This window comes from Nocardia sp. CA-107356, assembly GCF_050946365.1.
GTDB lineage: Bacteria > Actinomycetota > Actinomycetes > Mycobacteriales > Mycobacteriaceae > Nocardia.
Map to the genome: position 1 here is coordinate 7,952,732 of NZ_CP191992.1, position 18,157 is coordinate 7,970,888.

The following is an 18,157-nucleotide window of genomic DNA, read 5'->3' on the forward strand; positions in this document are numbered from 1 at the left end:
TACTGGTGGTGAGAGCATGCAACCCACAGAACCCGACATCCCAGATGGCGACCGCCGACCGAAAGCGATCGGACTCATGCGCGGGGCCATCTCGGGTCTCGACGCACCCCGACACGCGCTTGCGATCGAGCGGCACGCCCGATCGCTGGGCTTGCGCTACCTCTACACGGTGCGGCCCCCACAAGGCACTACCGACCCGATCGGCTACGCGCTTGGTATCGCGGCGGGGCTGGGCGTGGCGGCGATCGTGGTGTACGACCTGGCCCACGTCGATAACCAGCCAGCGCGGGTCTGCGAAGACTTCGACCTGCAAACCGTGTGCCCGCCAGAGACTTGGTCAAGGATCATGTACCCGGCACCGATCGAAACGGGGGCGGCGTGATCAACAGGACCGTGATCGTGACGCCCCCGCGAGTCTGCGACAACGCTGACGTCGAACTCGCCCACAAGCAGATGCAACGTCACCTCGCCTGCCGGGTCGACCACTGCCTATGGAAAGCGGCAGCGCACCGCACGTTGGTGGATGCGGGCCGACTCGCGCCGCAGACTTCGAGCCCACGCGAGCGCGCCGCCGCACGGGGAATCGCGTTCCCGCCACTGGACAGTGAGCCGAGCGCGCACAGCGGGCCGACGACACAGACGATTCGCGAAGTGTTGAGCAAGCTTTCGGAGTTGGGAACACCCGCCCCGGGCGCGAACACTCCCGCTAGCAAAGGCAATCAATAACTTTCGAGGGGCTGGTATGAGCGAGCGCTGCACGGAAGTGGACGGCTGGGTCGCACACTGGCTACTCGATCACCACCGCGTTCGAATAATGCTGGTGGGTAACGAATCCGAGACGCAACGTTTGTTTTCCGCTGCTGTTCTCGCCGCTGCTCCCGACTTGGCGGAGATGCGTGAGCGGTTCCCGAAACTGTCGGAGCTGTGGGATGCGATCCGTCGAGAGTATTGGGCGGAATTCTTTACAGCTCAAGAGAATTCACGCGGAACGATCTAACGGAAGGGCGGGATGGGCCGCGTTACTGGTCCTGCCGGTAAAGAAGTGGAATTAGCACGCGGGCTGATTCGGACGGTTCGTGCGCTCGGGTTGATCGGAAAGCCGATCTCGGCCCGTAATCTCGCGGGCAGTTTTCGCCTCGGACCGACTGTTGCCGCGCTGCGCTGGCTGCTGGATGGCGGGTATGCCGAGTCCGGAACATCGCACACCCGAGGTCAGCGCCGCGAGCCGGTGTACTGGCTCACCGACGATGGCGTCCGGCTACATCGACACCTCTTGTACCGCAGCGATACCCCTGCGGCTCCACCTGAAGACAAGGAGTAAGAACGTGATGTATTCCGATCGACAGCTTCGGGACATTGTGATCTTCGCAGTCGTCCCGGTCAGCCTTGCACTGCTGATCAGCGCGGCGGCGGTGATATCGGTGTATCAGATACACCACGGTCACCCGCGTTTCATGTCGAGCCTCACACCCGGTGATGCAAGGTATGTCCCTCGGGCAGGAACGTCCTTCACCTCACGTCTAGAAGTAGTTGTTGGGCACTCGCCAGCTATCGAACGCTATCCGGTTGCGTTCCAGCCGCTCATTCCGGTGCGAGATTTGGGCCCAGATACTCGCGTGCAGAGTTCAGGAACGCGCGGCGCGTGTATTCGACGCTGAAGAATTGCGTGCTCAGGCGTTCCTGGTTCAGGGTGGTTGGCCCTCGGAACAGCAATGTGAACAGTGGAGCCTCAAGGGATAGCGCAGCCTTCGTTAGTTCGGCTGGCGCATGTATTGCCAGCTGGCTGACAAGCTGCCCAAGCGGTTTTAGCTGTTGGGAGACCTCCCCAAGCCGCTCGGGCCGCCTTTCGGCAGCGTTCATCGCGGAGTCCATCAGATCGAACTTCGGCGAATCTTGCACCTCGAAGCTAGTTTCTATGACTGCCATGGGCATCATCTTCAGCTGAACGGTGGCGATGCGGTGGAGCGCATCCACCTCCGCGAGGGCTCCCGCGCACAGCCGACTGATGTCCTCCCGTCGTAGCTGCGCTTGTTGCTGCTCAAGTCTCCTCTGGTCGGCAGCCGTTGCCTGGCGGTCCTTGCGGTTGTCGCTGGCGCGAGTGACGGATGCCGTGATGCCACCGCCGACGACGGACGCTGCAAGAACCCACCACGGTGCCGTGGCATGTGTCAGGAAGTCGGAGAGTCCGCTCATGCCACTAAGGCTATCCAGGACTACCGACGAAATCCGAAGGTCTGTCGGATGATTCGAAGCCTCCTACCGCGCCGCGCGTGCAGGGCGAAGACGGGGCCGGGGCCGGCGTGCGGCACGTTCTGTCGGCCGCATTCTTGACGACTTGATGGCAATTGGCCATAGAACACACGGTACTGTCGGCGCCATGACCAGCGGCGACCCGTTTAGAGAGCACATGGGTAACGCGCCGAGGACGAGCCAGCTCAACCGGCCTCGAACCAGCTGGTCCGCAACGCGACCCCGCGGCACTCACCGGTCGGCCCGAGACGCGGGAAGGCGATCAGGAGACCATCTCCCGGGAGCGGCCGAAGAGCAGGCCGTAGACCAGCGCGCCGAGCACACCGCCGATGAGCGGGAATACGATGAACGCCCAGACCTGGGGACCAGCGCCGTCCTGATAGAAGGCGACGGCGAGGCTGCGGGCCGGGTTCACCGAGGTGTTGTCCACCGGGATCGAGATCAGGTGGATGACCGAGAGCGTGACACCGATCGACAGACCGGCCAGCGGAATATCGGAGATCTGGTCGGTCGAGGCCAGCACCACGAAGACCAGCAGCGCGGTCAACATGACCTCGATGATGATCGTCGCGGACAGCCCGTATCCGTTCTCGATCACCACTTGCCCCAGCGGACCGCGCACCGCGGACGGACTGTGTTTACCCCAGCCGTTCGCGCCGAGCCCGGCGACCGCGCGGTCATAGGACGGCAGATTCTTGGCGATCGCGAACAGCACTAGGCCGGCCAGGAACCCGCCGATCAGCTGTGCGATCACATAGCCGACCGCGGAGATCACCGAGAGCCTGCCGAGCAGCAGTTGCCCGACGGTCACGGCCGGGTTGACGTGGCAGCCGGAGATCGGCCCGATCGCATAGACCAGGAAAAGTAGGGACAAGCCGAATGCGAGTGCCACGCCGAGCGGGCCGACGCGCTCACCGGCCAGCACCGCGGTGCCGACACCGCTGATCACCAAGACGAACGTGCCGAGCGCCTCGGCCGCCCACTTCTTGGGCTCCGGCGTCGGCTCCAGTTCGGTTACTTCCTCGACGACTTCCTGAGCAGTGGGAGACATGCGCGCCACCTTCCGAGAGGATCATCCCCGCGGGTACGGGGTTTGCCTGGGACCTGCTGCGAAAATCACGGCTGATGTGAAACTGGACGTTACGCGAGACGGGTGAGCACTACAACGACCCGCGCGAGCTGGCCCATTCGTGCGACCCACAAGCGATCACTACGGCTGGCCCATTCGTGCGACCCACAAGCGATCACTACGGCTAGCCCTTTCGAGCGACCCACAAGCGATCACTACGGCTAGCCCTTTCGAGCGACCCACAAGCGATCACTACGGCTAGCCCTTTCGAGCGACCCACAAGCGATCACTACGGCGGCCTTTCGAGCGACCCGCAAGGCGATTGCCACGGCTGACCTGTTCGAGCGCCACACAAGCGACCGCTAGGCAAGACGGGTGATCTCCACGACGACCTCCAGATCGGTCGAGCCACCGCCGGAGAAGATGCCTTTCAGCGGCGGCACATCCGCGTAGTCACGACCGACGCCGACGGATACGTGCTGTTCGTTGATGGCGATATTGTTGGTCGGGTCGTAGCCCCACCACGCTCCGGTCCATGCCTCGATCCAGGCGTGCGACTGCCCGGCGACCGTCGTATTGATCTCGGCGGCCGGATTGGGGTGCAGATATCCGGAGACGTAGCGGCTCGGAATCCCCATGCTGCGCAACAACACCAGTGTCAGATGCGCGTAATCCTGGCATACGCCTTGACGTTCGGCGAAGGCCTGCACGGCCGAGGTGTGCACCGACGTGGTGCCCGCGATGTAGTCCATTTCGCTGTGCACCCATTCGGCCGCACGCACTACCGCCTTCGCGGGCGGCACACCGCGGCCGAGGTGCTTTGCGATCGTGGCCAGCTTCTTGTCCTGCGGCACATAGGCGGTGGGCGAGAGCATTTCGTCGAAACGGTCACCGGTGTGCTCGGAACGCAACTCCTCCCAGGACAGCTCCTCGGCCGGACCGGCAAAGGGTTCGGTTTCCACCACCGATGACCCGGTGACCTCCAATTCGGTATGCGGCGCATGCAGATCGAAGGAGGTGACCGCGGTGCCCCAGTAGTCGGTGTATCGATAGGACCGGGTGGAGGGCACCGTCTCGACCCGATTCAGGATGACGTTCTGCCTGCTGTCCGCACGCGGGGTGAGCCGAGCCTCGTTGAACGACCGGGTAACCGGAGCGTCGTATACATAACCGGTGGTGTGCACCACCCTGATCCGCCAGCTCACAACTCTCCCTCCACCTGCGCATGGTTATCGTGACTACTGCGCAGATCGGTCCAGGCCACCCACGGCGCGGCGTGGAAGTACTGCAGTGCGATCGCCTCGCTGACCTCGCGGCAGGTCTTCTGCAGCGAGAGCAGGCGGTTCTGCAGATCCTCCAAAAGCGCTCCGGGCGGCAGGAATTCCAGTTCGCTGCGGGCCCGGCCGAGCAGTCGCTGCGCCTCGTGTCGCGCGCCGACCCGGCTGCTCGGCCGCTGATCGAGTTCGGCGAGGCAGGTCTCGGCCACCCGCACCGAATGGAAGACCGAACGCGGGAAGAGCCGGTCGAGCAGGATGAATTCGGCGACCAGATTGGCGTCGAGTGCGCCGCGGTGGGTGCGCAGATAGGTGTCGTGCGCGCCCGCCGAGCGCAGTACGGTCACCCAGGCCGGTGAGGAGGTGCGGTCACCCGCGCGCGAAAGCAGCAGGCGCACAGTCATATCCACGCGTTCGATGGACCGGCCGAGCAGCAGGAAGCGGTAGCCGTCGTCGCGGCTGAGGGTGGAATCGGAGAGGCCGGCGAACATCGCCGCCCGGTCCTTGATGTAGTGGAAGAACTCGTGCGGGCCGAGGCTGCGGGCGGCCTTCTCGGTTGCCGTGAGCCCGATAAAGGTGGCGTTGAGGCATTCCCACATCTCACTGGAGGTGACTTCGCGTGCGCCCCTGGCGTTTTCGCGGGCATTGGCGATCGAGTCGACGATCGAATTGCCGTGGTCGTGGCTGAACGCGACGAGATCGGTGACCGACCAGACGTCGAGTTCGGCGTCGGGCGGTTCGATACCCAGTACCCGCAGCAGGACTCGCGAGGTTCGGTCCGGATCCACCGTTGCGTCCTCGAGCAGCTGATGCACCGCGACGTCCAGGATGCGGGCGGTGTCGTCGGCACGTTCGACGTACCGTCCGATCCAGTAGAGGGATTCAGCGTTGCGGGCCAGCATCAGCGCATCACCGGGCCTTGTTGCTGCTGTTGCCCCGGCCCGGACCGCTGCCGTTGACTCTGCCGCATCGAACCCAGCCGCTGTTCCTGTTGTTGTTGCTGCTGTTGCTGATTCGCCTGCGTCGCGGTCAATTCCCGGCCCAGTTCCCGCTGGTCGGACTGCGGCGGTTCGCTCACCAACTCCTCACCAGCGAGCTCACGGTCGGCGGGTGAGGTGCGCCCGGCGAGCACCCAGGTGTCCTTACTGCCACCGCCCTGACTGGAATTGACGACCAGCGAACCCTCCGGCAGCGCCACCCGCGTCAAACCGCCCGGCAGCACCCAGATGTCGTCGCCATCGTTGACCGCGAACGGGCGCAGGTCGACATGGCGCGGGACCAGCGCATTTCCGATCTTGGTTGGCACGGTGGACAGCTGCACCACCGGCTGCGCGATCCACCCGCGCGGATCCGATTTGATCTTGCGCCGGGTCGCCTCCAGTTCCCGCGGCGTGGCCACCGGGCCGATGACGATGCCGTAGCCACCGGAGCCCTCGACAGGTTTGATCACCAGTTCGTCGATGCGGTCGAGCACCTCTTCGCGCTCCTCGTCGAGCCAGCAGCGATAGGTGTCGACATTGGGCAGCACCGGTTTCTCACCGAGGTAGTACTCGATGATCGTCGGCACATACGCGTAGGTCAGCTTGTCGTCGCCGACGCCATTGCCGATCGCGCTGGAGATGACCACATTGCCCGCCCGCGCGGCATTGACCAGTCCGGCGACGCCGAGCACCGAATCGGGCCGGAAGTGCATCGGGTCGAGGAAGGTGTCGTCGATGCGCCGGTAGATCACGTCGACCTGACGCTCCCCCGCTGTGGTCCGCATATAGACGACATTGTCGCGGCAGAACAGGTCGCGCCCCTCGACCAATTCCACCCCCATCTGCCTGGCCAGCAGCGAATGTTCGAAATAGGCCGAGTTGTAGACGCCGGGCGTCAGCACCACGACCGTGGGATCGGCCTCGTTCGGCGCGGCGGAGGCGCGCAGTGCGGCCAGCAGATGGGTCGGATAGTCGCCGACCGCGCGGACCCGGTGCGAGGAGAACAGATCGGGGAAGACCCGCGCCATGGTGCGCCGGTTCTCCATGACGTAGGAGACTCCGGACGGCGAGCGCAGATTGTCCTCGAGCACCCGGAAATCGCCGCGTTCGTCGCGGATCAGATCGATACCCGCCACATGGATGCGCACCCCGTTCGGCGGCACCAGTCCGGCGGCCTCCCGATGGAAGTGCTGGCACGAGGTCACCAGCCGCTTCGGGATGACCTCGTCACGCAGGATGTTCTGCTCGCCGTAGACGTCGGCGAGGAACAGTTCCAGCGCGGTCACCCGCTGCTTGATCCCGCGCTCCAGCTTGGCCCATTCGGCGGCCGCGATCACCCTGGGCACCAGATCGAGCGGGAAGGGCCGCTCCTGTCCGGACAGCGAGAAAGTGATGCCCTGATCGATGAAGGCGCGGTCCAGCGCATCGGAGCGCGCCGCGAGATCGGCCACGTCGATGGGCGCCAGTGCCGAGAAGATGCCCCGGTACGGCTGGCGCACCCGGCCTTGGCCGTCGAACATCTCGTCGAAGGCATCCGCATACCGACCGGGCCCATAACCCTCGAACAGGCCGGTAGTGGTTGCTCTGCCGTTGCCGTTCGCATACCCGTTCGACCGGGCACGCGTCGGCGCAAGAGATCGAGCCGAACGTGGCGGTGAGGCGGGAGTCATGCAAAAATCGTGCTACACGCAGCACCGATGCCGTGTGTGACACAGGTAAATTTCTTGCATCACTCCGGGTTTCCGCCCGATTACCACGGTCGGTAGCGTTGCTGATCGAACCGTTCGCGCGGTAGTGATTTCGCATGTCGGGTTGTGGTGATTTCGTGTGCGACGCGGCGGCTGGTACCCTCGATCTTCGGCGTCGTATTACCTGATCACTCCGGTTACCAACGCGCGCTCGCGAACTTTTCAGCACAGTCCACTCAGCGACAGGAACACGAGGAAACAGGCGTGGCCAACATCAAGTCCCAGATGAAGCGGATCCGTACCAACGAGGCGGCGCGCCAGCGCAACCAGTCGGTCAAGTCCGAGCTGCGCACCGCGATCCGCCGCGTCCGTGAGGCCGTTGCGGCCAGCGATAAGGAAAAGGCCACCGATCTGGTGAAATTCGCCAGCCGCAAGCTGGACAAGGCCGCTTCCAAGGGCGTTATCCACGCCAACCAGGCCGCCAACAAGAAGTCGGCTCTCTCGGTCGCGGTGAACAAGCTCTGATCACATCGGTACCGCTGTGGTACCACTTCATACGTTGACGCAGCCGTCGTGGCCTCGATGACCACGGCGGCTTTTGTCGTCCCCGATCGACTATTGCGAGGATCACTTTTTATCGGTCTGCCGACGCCTCGAGCTCGGCGTGGTGCATCCGTTTTCACAATTTTTGTCGCAACAGTTCAGCAAACCTCAATCTCGGCACCGATGCCGCTCCCTGGGCGCTGAGCAGAACGCCCTCGATAGGTGCCATGTCATCGAGACTGCCCTGGCAAATCGGCAGAGAAGCAGCGGACGGCACCATCCCCCAGGTCATCGCCGCATCCCACTCCTCGAGCCGTAATCGGATCGGGCAGCCACATGTCGGAGGTTCCCGCTACGATTCGGCGCATGGTTACCGTGTACGCCAATCAGACGCCGGTTCGCTCCGAAGACCTCGCGGATGTCATCCGCGCCGCCGAGGTCCTCGGCATCGGACTGAAGATCGAGAACGTCATGGTTCCGGATGAGGAAGGCGGCTACTCCCTGGAGTGGATCGTCACCCGGGACGAGGAGATTCCGGTCTACGAGGAATGGGAGGGCCGCTATGAGGAGTCGGACGAGGATATCGAGCTAGTTCTCAGCTCGGTCGAATAATCTCCCCGCGCATCCGCACCCGCACCGAGCGGGTGCGGATCATCTGATGGGGCGAGTGCTCAATCCAGATCGGCGCATAGGCGATCCAGCGCGTCCTGGGAATCCGCATCGGCCGCGCGATAGATGATGACGCGCTGGTCCGGATCCTGCAGCGGCATGAGCACTTCATAATTGACGACCAGTGGGCCGACCTGCGGGTGCCGCAGCGGCTTCTGTCCGCGGCCATGGACCTTGACGTCGTGCGTGGCCCATCCTTGCGCGAACTCCTCGCTGCGGGCGGTGAACTCGGCGACCAGATCGGCCAGTTCCTGATCGTCGGGGTGGGCCGCCCATGCGGCGCGCAAGTCGGCGATGCCCTCGCGAATGATGCGATCGCGCTCAGCATAGAAATCGCGCATCGCCGGATCCATCAGGCACAGCCACATGGAGTTGCGCTGCCGCGGTGGCAGGGCGCCGAAGTCGACGATCAGTCTGGCCATTTCCGGATTCCACGCCAGGATGTCGTAGCGGTGGTTGACCAGCATCGCGGGCAGCGGCGACAGATCGCGCACCAGCATCGCCAGTGCGGGCGCCGGGACGGTGCTCGGTTTCCCGGCATTCGGCTGGCGCTGCTGGGCCAGATCGAAGAGGTAGGCGCGCTCATCGGTGTCCAGGCGCAGGGCGCCTGCGAGCGCCTCCAGGACGTCCGCGGATGGGCGCAGGCCGCGCCCCTGTTCCAGCCGGACGATGTAGTCGGTGCTCACACCCGCCAGTTCGGCGACTTCCTCGCGGCGCAACCCCGGGGTGCGCCGGGCCTGTTTGCGTGCGGGCAGACCAAGATCGCCGGGATTCAGTCGCTCGCGCCGAGCGCGCAGAAAGTCCGCGAGTGCTTGTGCCCAATTCGCCGCACTCCCCGAGTCTGTCTGGTCACGCAAGCCGCCGCCTCCGGGCCCGGGCTCGCCCCGCGGCGTCGCATTCACGGTGCTGGTCATCGCTCTCGATCTTACGGCCGGGTAGGACTGGCCTTCCCAGGAAGAACCTTCCCTTACCCATGGCCAGGTACCGCTCCAGACTTGGTCACACCGGAAACGAAGCACAAACGACAGGAGCACGACATGTCCGGAGCCCGCACCCTCGATACCTACCGGCTGCTCGGCCGCTCGGGTCTTCGGGTGTCTCCGCTGTCCTTGGGGACCATGACATTCGGCGCCGATTGGGGTTGGGGCGCCGATAAGGACGAGGCCCGAAAGATCTTCGACACTTACGTCGAGCGCGGCGGCAATTTCATCGACACCGCCAGCCAATACACGAACGGCACCTCGGAGAAGCTGCTCGGTGAGTTCAGCGCCGACAATCGCGAAAGTCTGGTGCTGGCAACGAAATACACGATGCTGCGGCGGCCGGGCGATCCCAACTCCGGCGGTAACCACCGCAAGAGCATGGTCGGCTCGGTGGAGGCCAGCCTGCGCAGGCTGAACACCGACTACATCGATCTGCTGTACCTGCACGCCTGGGACTTCCTGACCCCGGTCGAGGAGATCCTGCGCGCCATGGACGATCTGGTCCGCGCGGGCAAGGTGCTCTACGTTGGCATCTCCGACGCACCGGCCTGGCAGATCGCGCGCATGCAGACCATCGCCGACCTGCGCGGCTGGTCACCGCTGATCGCGCTGCAAATCGAATACAGCCTGATCGAGCGGACCGTCGAACGCGAACTCATTCCGATGGCGCGGGAACTCGGTCTCGGCGTGGTGCCGTGGTCGCCGCTGGCCAGCGGCGTGCTCACCGGCAAGTACAGCCGCGCCGATCTGGATCACGATGCGGCGGGCTCGCCCGAGGGCACCCGCAAGAATGTGGCCGCCGCCAACGGGTCGCTCACCGAACGCGGACTCGCCATCGCCGATGTGGTGAAAGATGTTGCGGCACAACTGGGTAAGACGCCCTCGCAGGTTGCGCTCGCCTGGACCCTGCGCAATCCCGGGGTAACCGCACCGATCATCGGCGCCCGCACGGCCGCGCAGTTGGAGGACAACCTCGGTGCGCTCGAGGTGGAATTCGATACCGCGCAGGTGGCACGCCTCGAGCAGGCCAGCGCGGTAGAACTCGGCTTCCCGCACGACATGCTGGCCCGGCCGATGACCCGCGGGGTGACCTTCGGCGAGCTGAAGATCGAAGGGCGCGACTGAGTCCGGGTGGGGCGTCAGTTCACGCAGGGGATGGTGTCGCCGTAGATGGAGCTCTCGACCGGGGTGCCCACGTCGGGAGTCGGGGTGAGCGAACCGGATATGGAGGTTTCGACGGGCTGGTCGTTGTCGGTTGACGGCGACCGCCCGGCTGTCGGAATGGCGGCGATGGCTTGGCCGAAGGCGGCGCGGACTTCGCGGCGAATGGCAGTGGGGTCGCCCGCTGTCGCCCAGCCGACCGCCGTTCCGGCGAGCACGACCACCGCCGATACGCCCGCGGCGACCTTCGCGATCGCCCGCCCGATCCGGCGTCGCGGCTGTGGGTGGCGGTGCACGCCCCGGCCGTCACGGCGACGAGCGTGCCCTCTAGGGGCACGCTCGAAATCGCCATCTAGCGATCTTGTTTGCTAGTCCATAGCCGGTATCTAGATTGCCATGGAGAACGAGCGTCCGGTATGTGCTGAAAATCGCAATAAGCGCTGTTCAGTCGCTTGGCGGATGCGCGCGTGCGCCAGGCGGAGCAAATAGTTGGCATACCGCCCGCTCGCTGACTTTCACAACAACGAGGTCGGCAGCCGGATGCCGACACCACTCCTCAGCGGCTCTCCGACGCGCAAATCGCTATCGCGCGGCAGGTCAGCTCGCCGAGTGCAGATCGAGGATTCGGGAGAGGGCGTGTTCCAGAGCGTAATTGGGGTCGGCAGCGCCACCTTTGACATCGGCGTTCAGTGTGGCGACCACCTGGAGGGCCGAGCCGATGCTGGCCGCGTTCCAGCCTCGTGCTTGGGCCTGGGCCTTCTTGACCTTCCATGGCGGCATGCCCAACTGCTGGGCCAGTTTGAACGGGTCACCACGGCCCGCGGAACCGACACGCGCGATGGTGTGGACCGAGTCGGCGAGGGCGTCGGCGAGTAGCACATGCGGCACGCCCCGGTCGTTGGCCCAGCGCAATGCCTCCATCGCACCGGGCCGATCCCCCGCCACCGCGAGTTCAGCGACATCGAAACCGGAGATCTCGGCCTTGCCGGAGTAGTAGCGGCGCACCGCGGCGATATCGATCTTGCCGCCGGTATCGGAGGCCAATTGTGAACAGGCCGCGGACAATTCCCGCAGATCCGAGCCGACCGCCTCCAGCATCACCTGCACGACCTCGCTCGAGACCCGCACCCCGGCATTCCGGAATTCGCCGCGCACGAACTCCACACGTTCGGACGCCTTGGTCAACTTGGCACAATCGTGCGTCTGCGCACCCAACTTCTGCAGCGCTGGTGCCAATGCCTTGGCCCGACCGCCCCCGGAGTGCAGCACCACGAGCACCACGCCCTCAGGCGGATCCTCGGCAGCAGCGGTGATCACCGCGACAGCATCCTTGCCCGCCTCCGCCGCCGAATCGAGCACGATCACCCGATCCTCGGCGAACAGCGAAGGACTCAACAGCTCCGCCAGTTCCGCGGTATTGGCATCCCCCGCCCGCAGCCGATCAACGGGCACCGCATCGGGATCCGGCGCACTCCCCCGCACCTGCGCCGCAATCCCCGCGATAGCCCGCTCGACCAGCAACTCTTCATCACCGAGCACCAGGTGCACTGCCGCAGTCCGTTCGCTCACGGATGCATCCTACGTACCCCCACCGACAGAGCCGCCGCGCCTCACAGCGTCCCCCGCTTTGCCACCCCGGTCATGCTAGAACGTCGGCGATGTGCTGGTAGTCGGCGTAGTTGTTGCACGACGGTCGTGTCCTGACCGCACTGCGGCTGTCAACGTCAATGGCATCTGCCGATCTCTGCTTGCCGCTGTGCCGTAGCCCTTTCGGATGTCGATGAAGATCCGGTGGGTTCGATCGTGAGGTGCAACAGCCGATACTGCTCGAGGTCGGCAAACGCGTCCCACTCGGCCGGGCGCTGCGTGCTGAACAAGATCTCCGACATCTGCACGGTGGTCGTGGCAGGGACCGATCCTTCGTTTTGTCGCGATCCATGTTTTCGTTGGCGGCCAGCTGCCTCGCCCCGATCTTCGACACGCGTTCCAGTCCAGTCGCAGTCCGGCTCCGACCTGCGGGCCGCTGAATCGATATGGCACCAGCCATCACGATTTGGTCGATCGTGATGAAAAGATGCGAAGGTCCGGACCGGAGCCGACGATCACGGTGTCGCCGGATCGGTCGGTGCGGATCACGCGGGTGCCGATGTCGGCGAGTTCGGCCAGTACAGCGGGATTCGGGTGGCCGAAGGTGTTGTCGGCGCCGACGCTCACCAGTGCGAGACGAGGCCGGACAGCGGTGAGGAATTCCCTTGTGGTGGTTCGTGATCCGTGGTGCGGAACCTTCAGGATGGCAGCCTGGACGGTGGCACCGGAGCGCAGTAGTCGCTGCTGTGCCGGGGCTTCGATATCGCCGGTGAGCAGGATCCGGCCCGCTGGTGTAGTCGCGGCGATGACGATCGAGCGGTCGTTGGCATCGTCGGTACTGGGCATGCTTATCGGGCGGCGCTCTGGTTGGGCCGGTGCGAGTACGTCCAATTCGACAGCGCCGAAACGCAATACGTGTCCGGAGGTCAGCTCGAGCACCGGGATGTGTACCTGCGCCGCGATGCTGGCGACTTGGTCCGGTCCGCTGACCTCCGTGCGCCGTTCCCGTGTCACAGTCGGTTCTGGAGTGGTACCGGTCGCCTTGCTCGAACCCACTTCGGATCTGGGCATATTCGATATCGGACGGTTTTCGGCGGCGGCGGGACCGGATACGGTACGTCCGGAAATCGCTGCTCCGGAGAGTTCGCCGGGGCCGACTGCCAGGGCATCAATCGTGCGGCCTTGTACGGCACCGGCGAGACCGGCGATATGGTCGGCGTGCGGATGGGTCAGGACCAGCAGCGCTATCCGGTTGACGCGCAAGCGATCCAGACAGGTGCGGATGGTTCGTGGATCAGGGCCGACATCGATGACCACAGCGGTGTGGTCGCCGACGGATAATGCGAGTCCGTCGCCCTGTCCGACATCGCAGACGGCCAGCACCCAGCCCGCGGGTGGCCAGCCCGGATGCCAGATGCGGACCGGAATCAGCACCACCGCGACACCGAGCAGTACGGCGGCGGCCAGACGGCGAAGAATCGCGGACCGCAATGCCAGCACCAGGAGAACGACCGCCCCGCAAGCGATCAGCCCACCGGTCGTGCCATCGGGTACCGAAACCTCCGCGCCCGGCACACTCGCCGCATGTTCGGCGACGAACAGTAACCACCACAGCGGCGGTTCGGCGCAGCGCAGCACCAGTTCGGCCAGCGGCGAGCAGCCCGCGGCGAGCGCGGTACCGATCGCGCCGAGCACCGTCACGGGCGCGATTACCGGTTCGACAAGGATATTCGCGAGAATCGCGACCAGGCTGAGCCGTCCGGTGAGCGCGACCACGAGTGGTGTCGTCACCACGAAGGCTGCGGCCGATACCGCGACGATTTCGGCCGGGACCCGCCACCAGCCGCGGGCGCGCAACCAGTCCGCCCAACTCGGTGCCAATAAGATCAGTCCGGCGGTTGCGAGCACCGACAGCCCGAATCCGGCACGCACCGCCAGTTCCGGCGACACTGCGAGCAGACCGATGACCGCCGTACAGAGCGCGGGCAACGCTTGCTTGCGGCGTCCGGTTATCAACGCGAGCAACGTGATCGCGCCCATCGCGCCCGCCCGCAGCACGCTGGGATCCGGGCGCGCGACGACAATGAACATCAGCAGCGCCGCTGCCGCGACCGCGGCTGCGATACGCGGGCCGAGGGTGAGCAGTCGCATCGCACCGAGCACCACCGCGAGCAGAATCGTGAAATTGGCACCGCTGACCACGCAAAGGTGTTCCAGCCCAGCGATTTCGAAGTCCTCGCGCACCTCATCGGGCAGCGCGGAGGTGTCCCCGACCACCAGTGCGGGCAGCAGTCCGGCTTGACGCTCGGGCAATACGCGCGCTGCCGACGCGAGGTCGGTGCGTACGGCTCCGGCCACTCGCTGCCACCAGGGCAACGCGCCGACCGCGACCGGCGGTCCCTGGGCTCGCAGGGTGGCGACGGTGAGATCGCGGTGCCACGGCCGCTCCGGTCTGGCACGGAACTCCACCGCTCGACCGGGCAGCAACTCACCCCACTCCGCACCGGACGCGAGGATGACCACGGCACCACCGACCCGCACCGTCGACTCGCCTTGCCGGTATTCCCGCAGCCGCGCCCGCACGGTCCACCGCCGCTCGCCGCCGAAGGCACTGGACCGCACCGGTTTCGGATCATCGGTCGGTACGACCACCACCCGCACCGAGGCCGCGGTGTGCCGCAACGGATGCGTCGCCACCCGGTGCACACGCCATGCGCCCGCCGTCGCGAACCCGGCACCGAGCAGCATCGCGGCCAGCGCGGCAATGGCGACGACCCGCCACCGCTCGCTGGGATGCGCCAGTGCACGCAAGAGCACCACCCAAAGCCCGATCGCCAGCAACACCAGCGCCGTAGCCAGCACCAGACCGGCCACCCACCCCGCCGTCAGCGCAACAATCGTTGCCCCCCAACAACACAACGCCGCAGGCAGTAACCGCGCATCGAGAGCCGGTACCACCTCCTCCGACGCCGAATCACCCCCCGCACCCTCCCGCCGATCACCCCCCGCGCTTGCCCACCGATCAGCCTCCATACCCGCCCGCCGATCAACACCCACACCGGTCCGCCGATCAACCTCCACACCCGCCCGATGACCACCATCCAGCGCAGCCCGGCGGTCGATGCGACCCCGGTCACTCGACGTGGTCATATCGTCACCAGGTCGCGGAGGCGGGCGAGGCGGGCTGGGCCGATACCGTCGACCTCGCCGAGTTGGGCGATATCGGTGAATCGTCCATTTGTGGTGCGCCAGGCGACGATTGCGTGGGCGGTGACGGGGCCGATACCGGGGAGGGCGTCGAGTTCGGCTTCGGTCGCAGTGTTGAGGTCGACTTTGGTCGACGGGCGTGGTGCGGCGGTGGAATTCGATGCCGAACCGCTCGGCGCGCGTCCGCCCGCGCTGATCGTCGCGCTGCCGAGTTGCGGCGCGCCCGTGTTCGGTCCACCGGGACCGACGAGCACCTGGTCACCATCCTGTAGGCGCTGGGCCAGGTTGAGGCCGCTCAGGTCCGCCCTGTCGTTCGCACCGCCCGCTGCGTTGAGTGCGTCGGCTACCCGAGACCCCGCGGGTAACCGCACGAGACCGCTACGGTGCACGAGCCCGACCACGCTGACGACCACTTCCGTTGCGGGAGTCGTGGTTACCGATGCGACAGGCGAAACGGCGCCGGGCGCCGCGGCCATACTCGGACCGGACAGTCCTGCCGATACCGTGGCCGTGCCGGTGCTGGTTCGCACCGCGGACAGTGGTGGCACCGCCTGCGCCACCGGTCGCTCACGCAACACGACGACCGATGCGACGACCACCGCCGCCAGCCCGACCATGACCAGCGTCACCAACCCCCGCCACCCCGGGTCCAATCTTGTCCCCCGAAATCGTTCCGGCACAAAGCGATCCCGCCACGACGAGCGTCCCTCCGGCGCGTCCAACCAGCCGGGAATGCGCACCTCGCCGACCCCGTCGTCCTCATCGACCGCATCCCCGTCGTCCTCGGTTCGCAGATCCTCGGGGTTGGACGAGGGCAACTGCTCGTCATCCCACCGCCCGCCGTCGGACGAGCGCCGCGAGCCCAACGACGGCTTCGCGCACCGCCTTTCGGCCTCCGATCGCTTTCGGGGTCCAGGCGGCTTTCCGTACTCGGCGCCCACCGAACCGGCCGCACCCCGGGCACCGATCGTCCGGGTGGCACCGACTCGCTCGGTCAACGCACTGAGTCGCCGCCGAATCCGCTCGCGCTCGTCATGTCGTGGCATGGCGGCGACGCTAGTCCCGAGTCAGAGAGGGAGATGGGCGCTGAGCAGGCGAAATAAAAAGTCTGTTGATAACTCCCGGCCTGTGGACAACTCGGCCCGCCATGGCACGGATTTCTGGTGGCCGAGTTGTTCGAGTAGCTGGCGCCGCTGCTGGTAGGGCAGGTCGATCAGCGATCGGTCGCCGATGTGGAGCAGGTCGAAGATCTTATGGACAGGGTTTAGCAGCTGACCGTTGACCAAGCCTCTTTGCCGGTGTGTGAGGACTCACCGGGAAGACCCCTGCCGCCATTCGGCCCAGTCATCGGCAATCAGCGAAGCAAACGACGGCGAACCCATGGGTGTCGGCAACGCCGCCGGAAAGTAGCACAACCTCCACACCGGAACAGGCACCGCGACAACGTAGACAACCACCGGCGACACACGCCGAGTTTGGCAGAACACGGTCAGTGACCAACCAGATACAAGACCGGTCGGTACTATTCAAACGATCAGTCAACCGCGAAAGGGCCAGACAATGGTGTCGAGGCGCGAGTGACAGGACTGCCGCGGTATGCGGCGATGCTGGCGGCGGCGGGCAGCCTCCCCAGCGATGACCAGCGCTGGGCATATGAGGTCAAGTTCGATGGCATTCGCGCCATCGGCTATATCGACCGTGACCTGCACCTGGTCTCACGCAACGGCAACGACATCACCCCGGCATGGCCCGAACTCGCCACCCTCGCCCCGGCAACCCCGCCGTTCGTCATCGATGGTGAAATCGTCACCTTCACCGCCGACGGACGTACTTCCTTCGAAGCACTGCAGCCGCGAATGCATCAGCGCAACCCCGCAGTGATCCGAGACCTCGCCAACTCCGTGAAGGCGACCTACCTCGTCTTCGATCTCCTCCATATCGGCACACGCCCGTTGATCGATCTGCCCTACGAGCAGCGGCGAGAACTGCTCGAACACCTCGGCCTCCATGGCCCGCACTGGCAGGTTCCGCCGCGGCTGCAGGGCTCTGGCGTCGAGATCCTCGCCGAATCCCGGCGACTCGGCCTCGAAGGGATCGTGTGCAAGCGCCTCGACAGCCCGTATCTGCCGGGCCGCCGTAGCCCGCTGTGGACCAAAGTCAAAAATGTCAACGACCAAGAAGTCGTTCTCCTCGGATGGCGTCCCGGCACTGGCCGCCGGGCCGGGCACATCGGCTCACTGCTGATGGGCATCTACGACAACCAAGGAAAACTCGCCTATATCGGCAACGTCGGCACCGGGTTCACCCAAGCGATGCTCGACGACCTGAAGGCGAAACTTCAACCGCTGCAACGCAACACTCCCACTGCCGATGCCGACGTTCCCGATGCCATCTGGGTAGAGCCCCAACTCGTCGGCGAAGTGTCGTTCACTGAATGGACCAGCGACGGTCGGTTGCGGCACCCGTCATGGCGCGGACTCCGCCCCGACAAGGACGCGCGAGAAATCAAAATGCCTCTATAGCATCGGATGCAACACTGTATTGCCTATTGATCGCGTCGTTCTTGCTGTTAGATGGCTTGCTGCGGTAGCGATTCGGGCCAATCCTGAATCGATGACCAGCGTCGACGTGCTGGATGCATCAATGTTGCATCTGAGCCAGAATCTCGACCGTTTCCGGCCTGCACCCCGGGAGGCAGTCCCCGCACAGGATGACGTTGCAGACAGTGAAAGCCGCAGGTTGCTGA

19 protein-coding genes are annotated in these 18,157 nt (G+C 65.3%); 8 read left to right on the plus strand and 11 right to left on the minus strand.

What is annotated here, in order from left to right; translation table 11 throughout:
* The first annotated feature begins 16 nt into the window (after nt 1-16).
* From ACQP1G_RS35890 to ACQP1G_RS35905, 4 genes are read left to right on the plus strand one after another with little or no spacing between them, the layout of a single operon-like run.
* Nucleotides 17-382, plus strand: a complete 366-nt coding sequence (locus tag ACQP1G_RS35890; protein WP_433194113.1) for a hypothetical protein — start codon at nt 17-19, stop codon at nt 380-382.
* 17 nt (nt 383-399) lie between these two features.
* On the plus strand, nt 400-726 hold the full coding sequence (locus ACQP1G_RS35895; RefSeq protein ID WP_433194114.1) for a hypothetical protein: 327 nt from the start codon (nt 400-402) through the stop codon (nt 724-726).
* 16 nt (nt 727-742) lie between these two features.
* Nucleotides 743-997, plus strand: a complete 255-nt coding sequence (locus ACQP1G_RS35900) for a hypothetical protein (protein ID WP_433194115.1) — start codon at nt 743-745, stop codon at nt 995-997.
* Between the two features lie 45 nt (nt 998-1,042).
* Nucleotides 1,043-1,321: a hypothetical protein gene (locus tag ACQP1G_RS35905; protein ID WP_433194116.1), complete on the plus strand. Its 279-nt coding sequence runs from the start codon at nt 1,043-1,045 to the stop codon at nt 1,319-1,321.
* A 260-nt stretch (nt 1,322-1,581) separates the two neighbouring features.
* On the opposite strand, the gene ACQP1G_RS35910 is transcribed toward ACQP1G_RS35905, so the two are convergent.
* The 5 genes from ACQP1G_RS35910 to ACQP1G_RS35930 form a co-directional block, all read right to left on the minus strand.
* On the minus strand, nt 1,582-2,193 hold the full coding sequence (locus ACQP1G_RS35910) for a hypothetical protein (protein WP_433194117.1): 612 nt from the start codon (nt 2,191-2,193) through the stop codon (nt 1,582-1,584).
* A 319-nt stretch (nt 2,194-2,512) separates the two neighbouring features.
* On the minus strand, nt 2,513-3,301 hold the full coding sequence (locus ACQP1G_RS35915; RefSeq protein ID WP_433194118.1) for an aquaporin: 789 nt from the start codon (nt 3,299-3,301) through the stop codon (nt 2,513-2,515).
* A 380-nt stretch (nt 3,302-3,681) separates the two neighbouring features.
* The gene (locus tag ACQP1G_RS35920; RefSeq protein ID WP_433194119.1) at nt 3,682-4,524 is read right to left on the minus strand and encodes a transglutaminase family protein; all 843 of its coding nucleotides are present in this window, start codon (nt 4,522-4,524) and stop codon (nt 3,682-3,684) included.
* On the minus strand, nt 4,521-5,495 hold the full coding sequence (locus ACQP1G_RS35925) for an alpha-E domain-containing protein (RefSeq protein ID WP_433194120.1): 975 nt from the start codon (nt 5,493-5,495) through the stop codon (nt 4,521-4,523). Before ACQP1G_RS35925 ends, ACQP1G_RS35920 begins: the two co-directional genes overlap by 4 nt.
* On the minus strand, nt 5,495-7,243 hold the full coding sequence (locus ACQP1G_RS35930) for a circularly permuted type 2 ATP-grasp protein (protein WP_433194121.1): 1,749 nt from the start codon (nt 7,241-7,243) through the stop codon (nt 5,495-5,497). Before ACQP1G_RS35930 ends, ACQP1G_RS35925 begins: the two co-directional genes overlap by 1 nt.
* 282 nt (nt 7,244-7,525) lie before the next feature.
* On the opposite strand from ACQP1G_RS35930, the gene rpsT reads away from it, so the two are divergent.
* Both rpsT and ACQP1G_RS35940 read left to right on the plus strand, forming a co-directional pair.
* Nucleotides 7,526-7,786 (plus strand): 30S ribosomal protein S20, encoded by a 261-nt coding sequence (gene rpsT, locus ACQP1G_RS35935; RefSeq protein WP_433194122.1) that lies wholly within the window; start codon nt 7,526-7,528, stop codon nt 7,784-7,786.
* A gap of 384 nt (nt 7,787-8,170) precedes the next feature.
* Nucleotides 8,171-8,416, plus strand: a complete 246-nt coding sequence (locus ACQP1G_RS35940; protein WP_433194123.1) for a hypothetical protein — start codon at nt 8,171-8,173, stop codon at nt 8,414-8,416.
* Nucleotides 8,417-8,475: 59 nt separating this feature from the next.
* Here the strand turns inward: ACQP1G_RS35940 and ACQP1G_RS35945 are convergent, their stop codons facing one another.
* Nucleotides 8,476-9,387 (minus strand): helix-turn-helix domain-containing protein, encoded by a 912-nt coding sequence (locus ACQP1G_RS35945; RefSeq protein ID WP_433194124.1) that lies wholly within the window; start codon nt 9,385-9,387, stop codon nt 8,476-8,478.
* Nucleotides 9,388-9,510: 123 nt separating this feature from the next.
* Between ACQP1G_RS35945 and ACQP1G_RS35950 the strand changes: the two genes are divergently transcribed.
* The gene (locus ACQP1G_RS35950) at nt 9,511-10,581 is read left to right on the plus strand and encodes an aldo/keto reductase (RefSeq protein ID WP_433194125.1); all 1,071 of its coding nucleotides are present in this window, start codon (nt 9,511-9,513) and stop codon (nt 10,579-10,581) included.
* Between the two features lie 14 nt (nt 10,582-10,595).
* Here the strand turns inward: ACQP1G_RS35950 and ACQP1G_RS35955 are convergent, their stop codons facing one another.
* From ACQP1G_RS35955 to ACQP1G_RS35975, 5 genes are all read right to left on the minus strand, one after another.
* A complete protein-coding gene (locus ACQP1G_RS35955; protein WP_433194126.1) occupies nt 10,596-10,913 on the minus strand; it encodes a hypothetical protein in 318 nt (105 codons plus the stop codon).
* A gap of 301 nt (nt 10,914-11,214) precedes the next feature.
* The gene (gene holA / locus ACQP1G_RS35960; RefSeq protein ID WP_433194127.1) at nt 11,215-12,186 is read right to left on the minus strand and encodes a DNA polymerase III subunit delta; all 972 of its coding nucleotides are present in this window, start codon (nt 12,184-12,186) and stop codon (nt 11,215-11,217) included.
* A gap of 477 nt (nt 12,187-12,663) precedes the next feature.
* A complete protein-coding gene (locus ACQP1G_RS35965) occupies nt 12,664-15,078 on the minus strand; it encodes a ComEC/Rec2 family competence protein (protein WP_433194128.1) in 2,415 nt (804 codons plus the stop codon).
* 272 nt (nt 15,079-15,350) lie between these two features.
* Nucleotides 15,351-16,457 (minus strand): helix-hairpin-helix domain-containing protein, encoded by a 1,107-nt coding sequence (locus ACQP1G_RS35970; protein ID WP_433194129.1) that lies wholly within the window; start codon nt 16,455-16,457, stop codon nt 15,351-15,353.
* Between the two features lie 21 nt (nt 16,458-16,478).
* Nucleotides 16,479-16,697, minus strand: coding sequence for a hypothetical protein (locus ACQP1G_RS35975; protein ID WP_433194130.1), 219 nt, complete (start codon nt 16,695-16,697; stop codon nt 16,479-16,481).
* 291 nt (nt 16,698-16,988) lie between these two features.
* On the opposite strand from ACQP1G_RS35975, the gene ligD reads away from it, so the two are divergent.
* Entirely contained in the window at nt 16,989-17,933 is a 945-nt protein-coding gene (gene ligD / locus ACQP1G_RS35980) for a non-homologous end-joining DNA ligase (protein ID WP_433194131.1), read from the plus strand.
* Nucleotides 17,934-18,157 lie beyond the last annotated feature (224 nt).

Coding starts and splice junctions, on each gene's coding strand:
- ACQP1G_RS35910 (WP_433194117.1), bottom strand. CDS start 2,193: ATGAGCGGACTCTCCGACTTCCTGACACATGCCACGGCACCGTGGTGG.
- ACQP1G_RS35890 (WP_433194113.1), top strand. CDS start 17: ATGCAACCCACAGAACCCGACATCCCAGATGGCGACCGCCGACCGAAA.
- ACQP1G_RS35970 (WP_433194129.1), bottom strand. CDS start 16,457: ATGCCACGACATGACGAGCGCGAGCGGATTCGGCGGCGACTCAGTGCG.
- ACQP1G_RS35940 (WP_433194123.1), top strand. CDS start 8,171: ATGGTTACCGTGTACGCCAATCAGACGCCGGTTCGCTCCGAAGACCTC.
- ACQP1G_RS35925 (WP_433194120.1), bottom strand. CDS start 5,495: ATGCTGGCCCGCAACGCTGAATCCCTCTACTGGATCGGACGGTACGTC.
- ACQP1G_RS35915 (WP_433194118.1), bottom strand. CDS start 3,301: ATGTCTCCCACTGCTCAGGAAGTCGTCGAGGAAGTAACCGAACTGGAG.
- ACQP1G_RS35900 (WP_433194115.1), top strand. CDS start 743: ATGAGCGAGCGCTGCACGGAAGTGGACGGCTGGGTCGCACACTGGCTA.
- ACQP1G_RS35950 (WP_433194125.1), top strand. CDS start 9,511: ATGTCCGGAGCCCGCACCCTCGATACCTACCGGCTGCTCGGCCGCTCG.
- ACQP1G_RS35930 (WP_433194121.1), bottom strand. CDS start 7,243: ATGACTCCCGCCTCACCGCCACGTTCGGCTCGATCTCTTGCGCCGACG.
- ACQP1G_RS35945 (WP_433194124.1), bottom strand. CDS start 9,387: ATGACCAGCACCGTGAATGCGACGCCGCGGGGCGAGCCCGGGCCCGGA.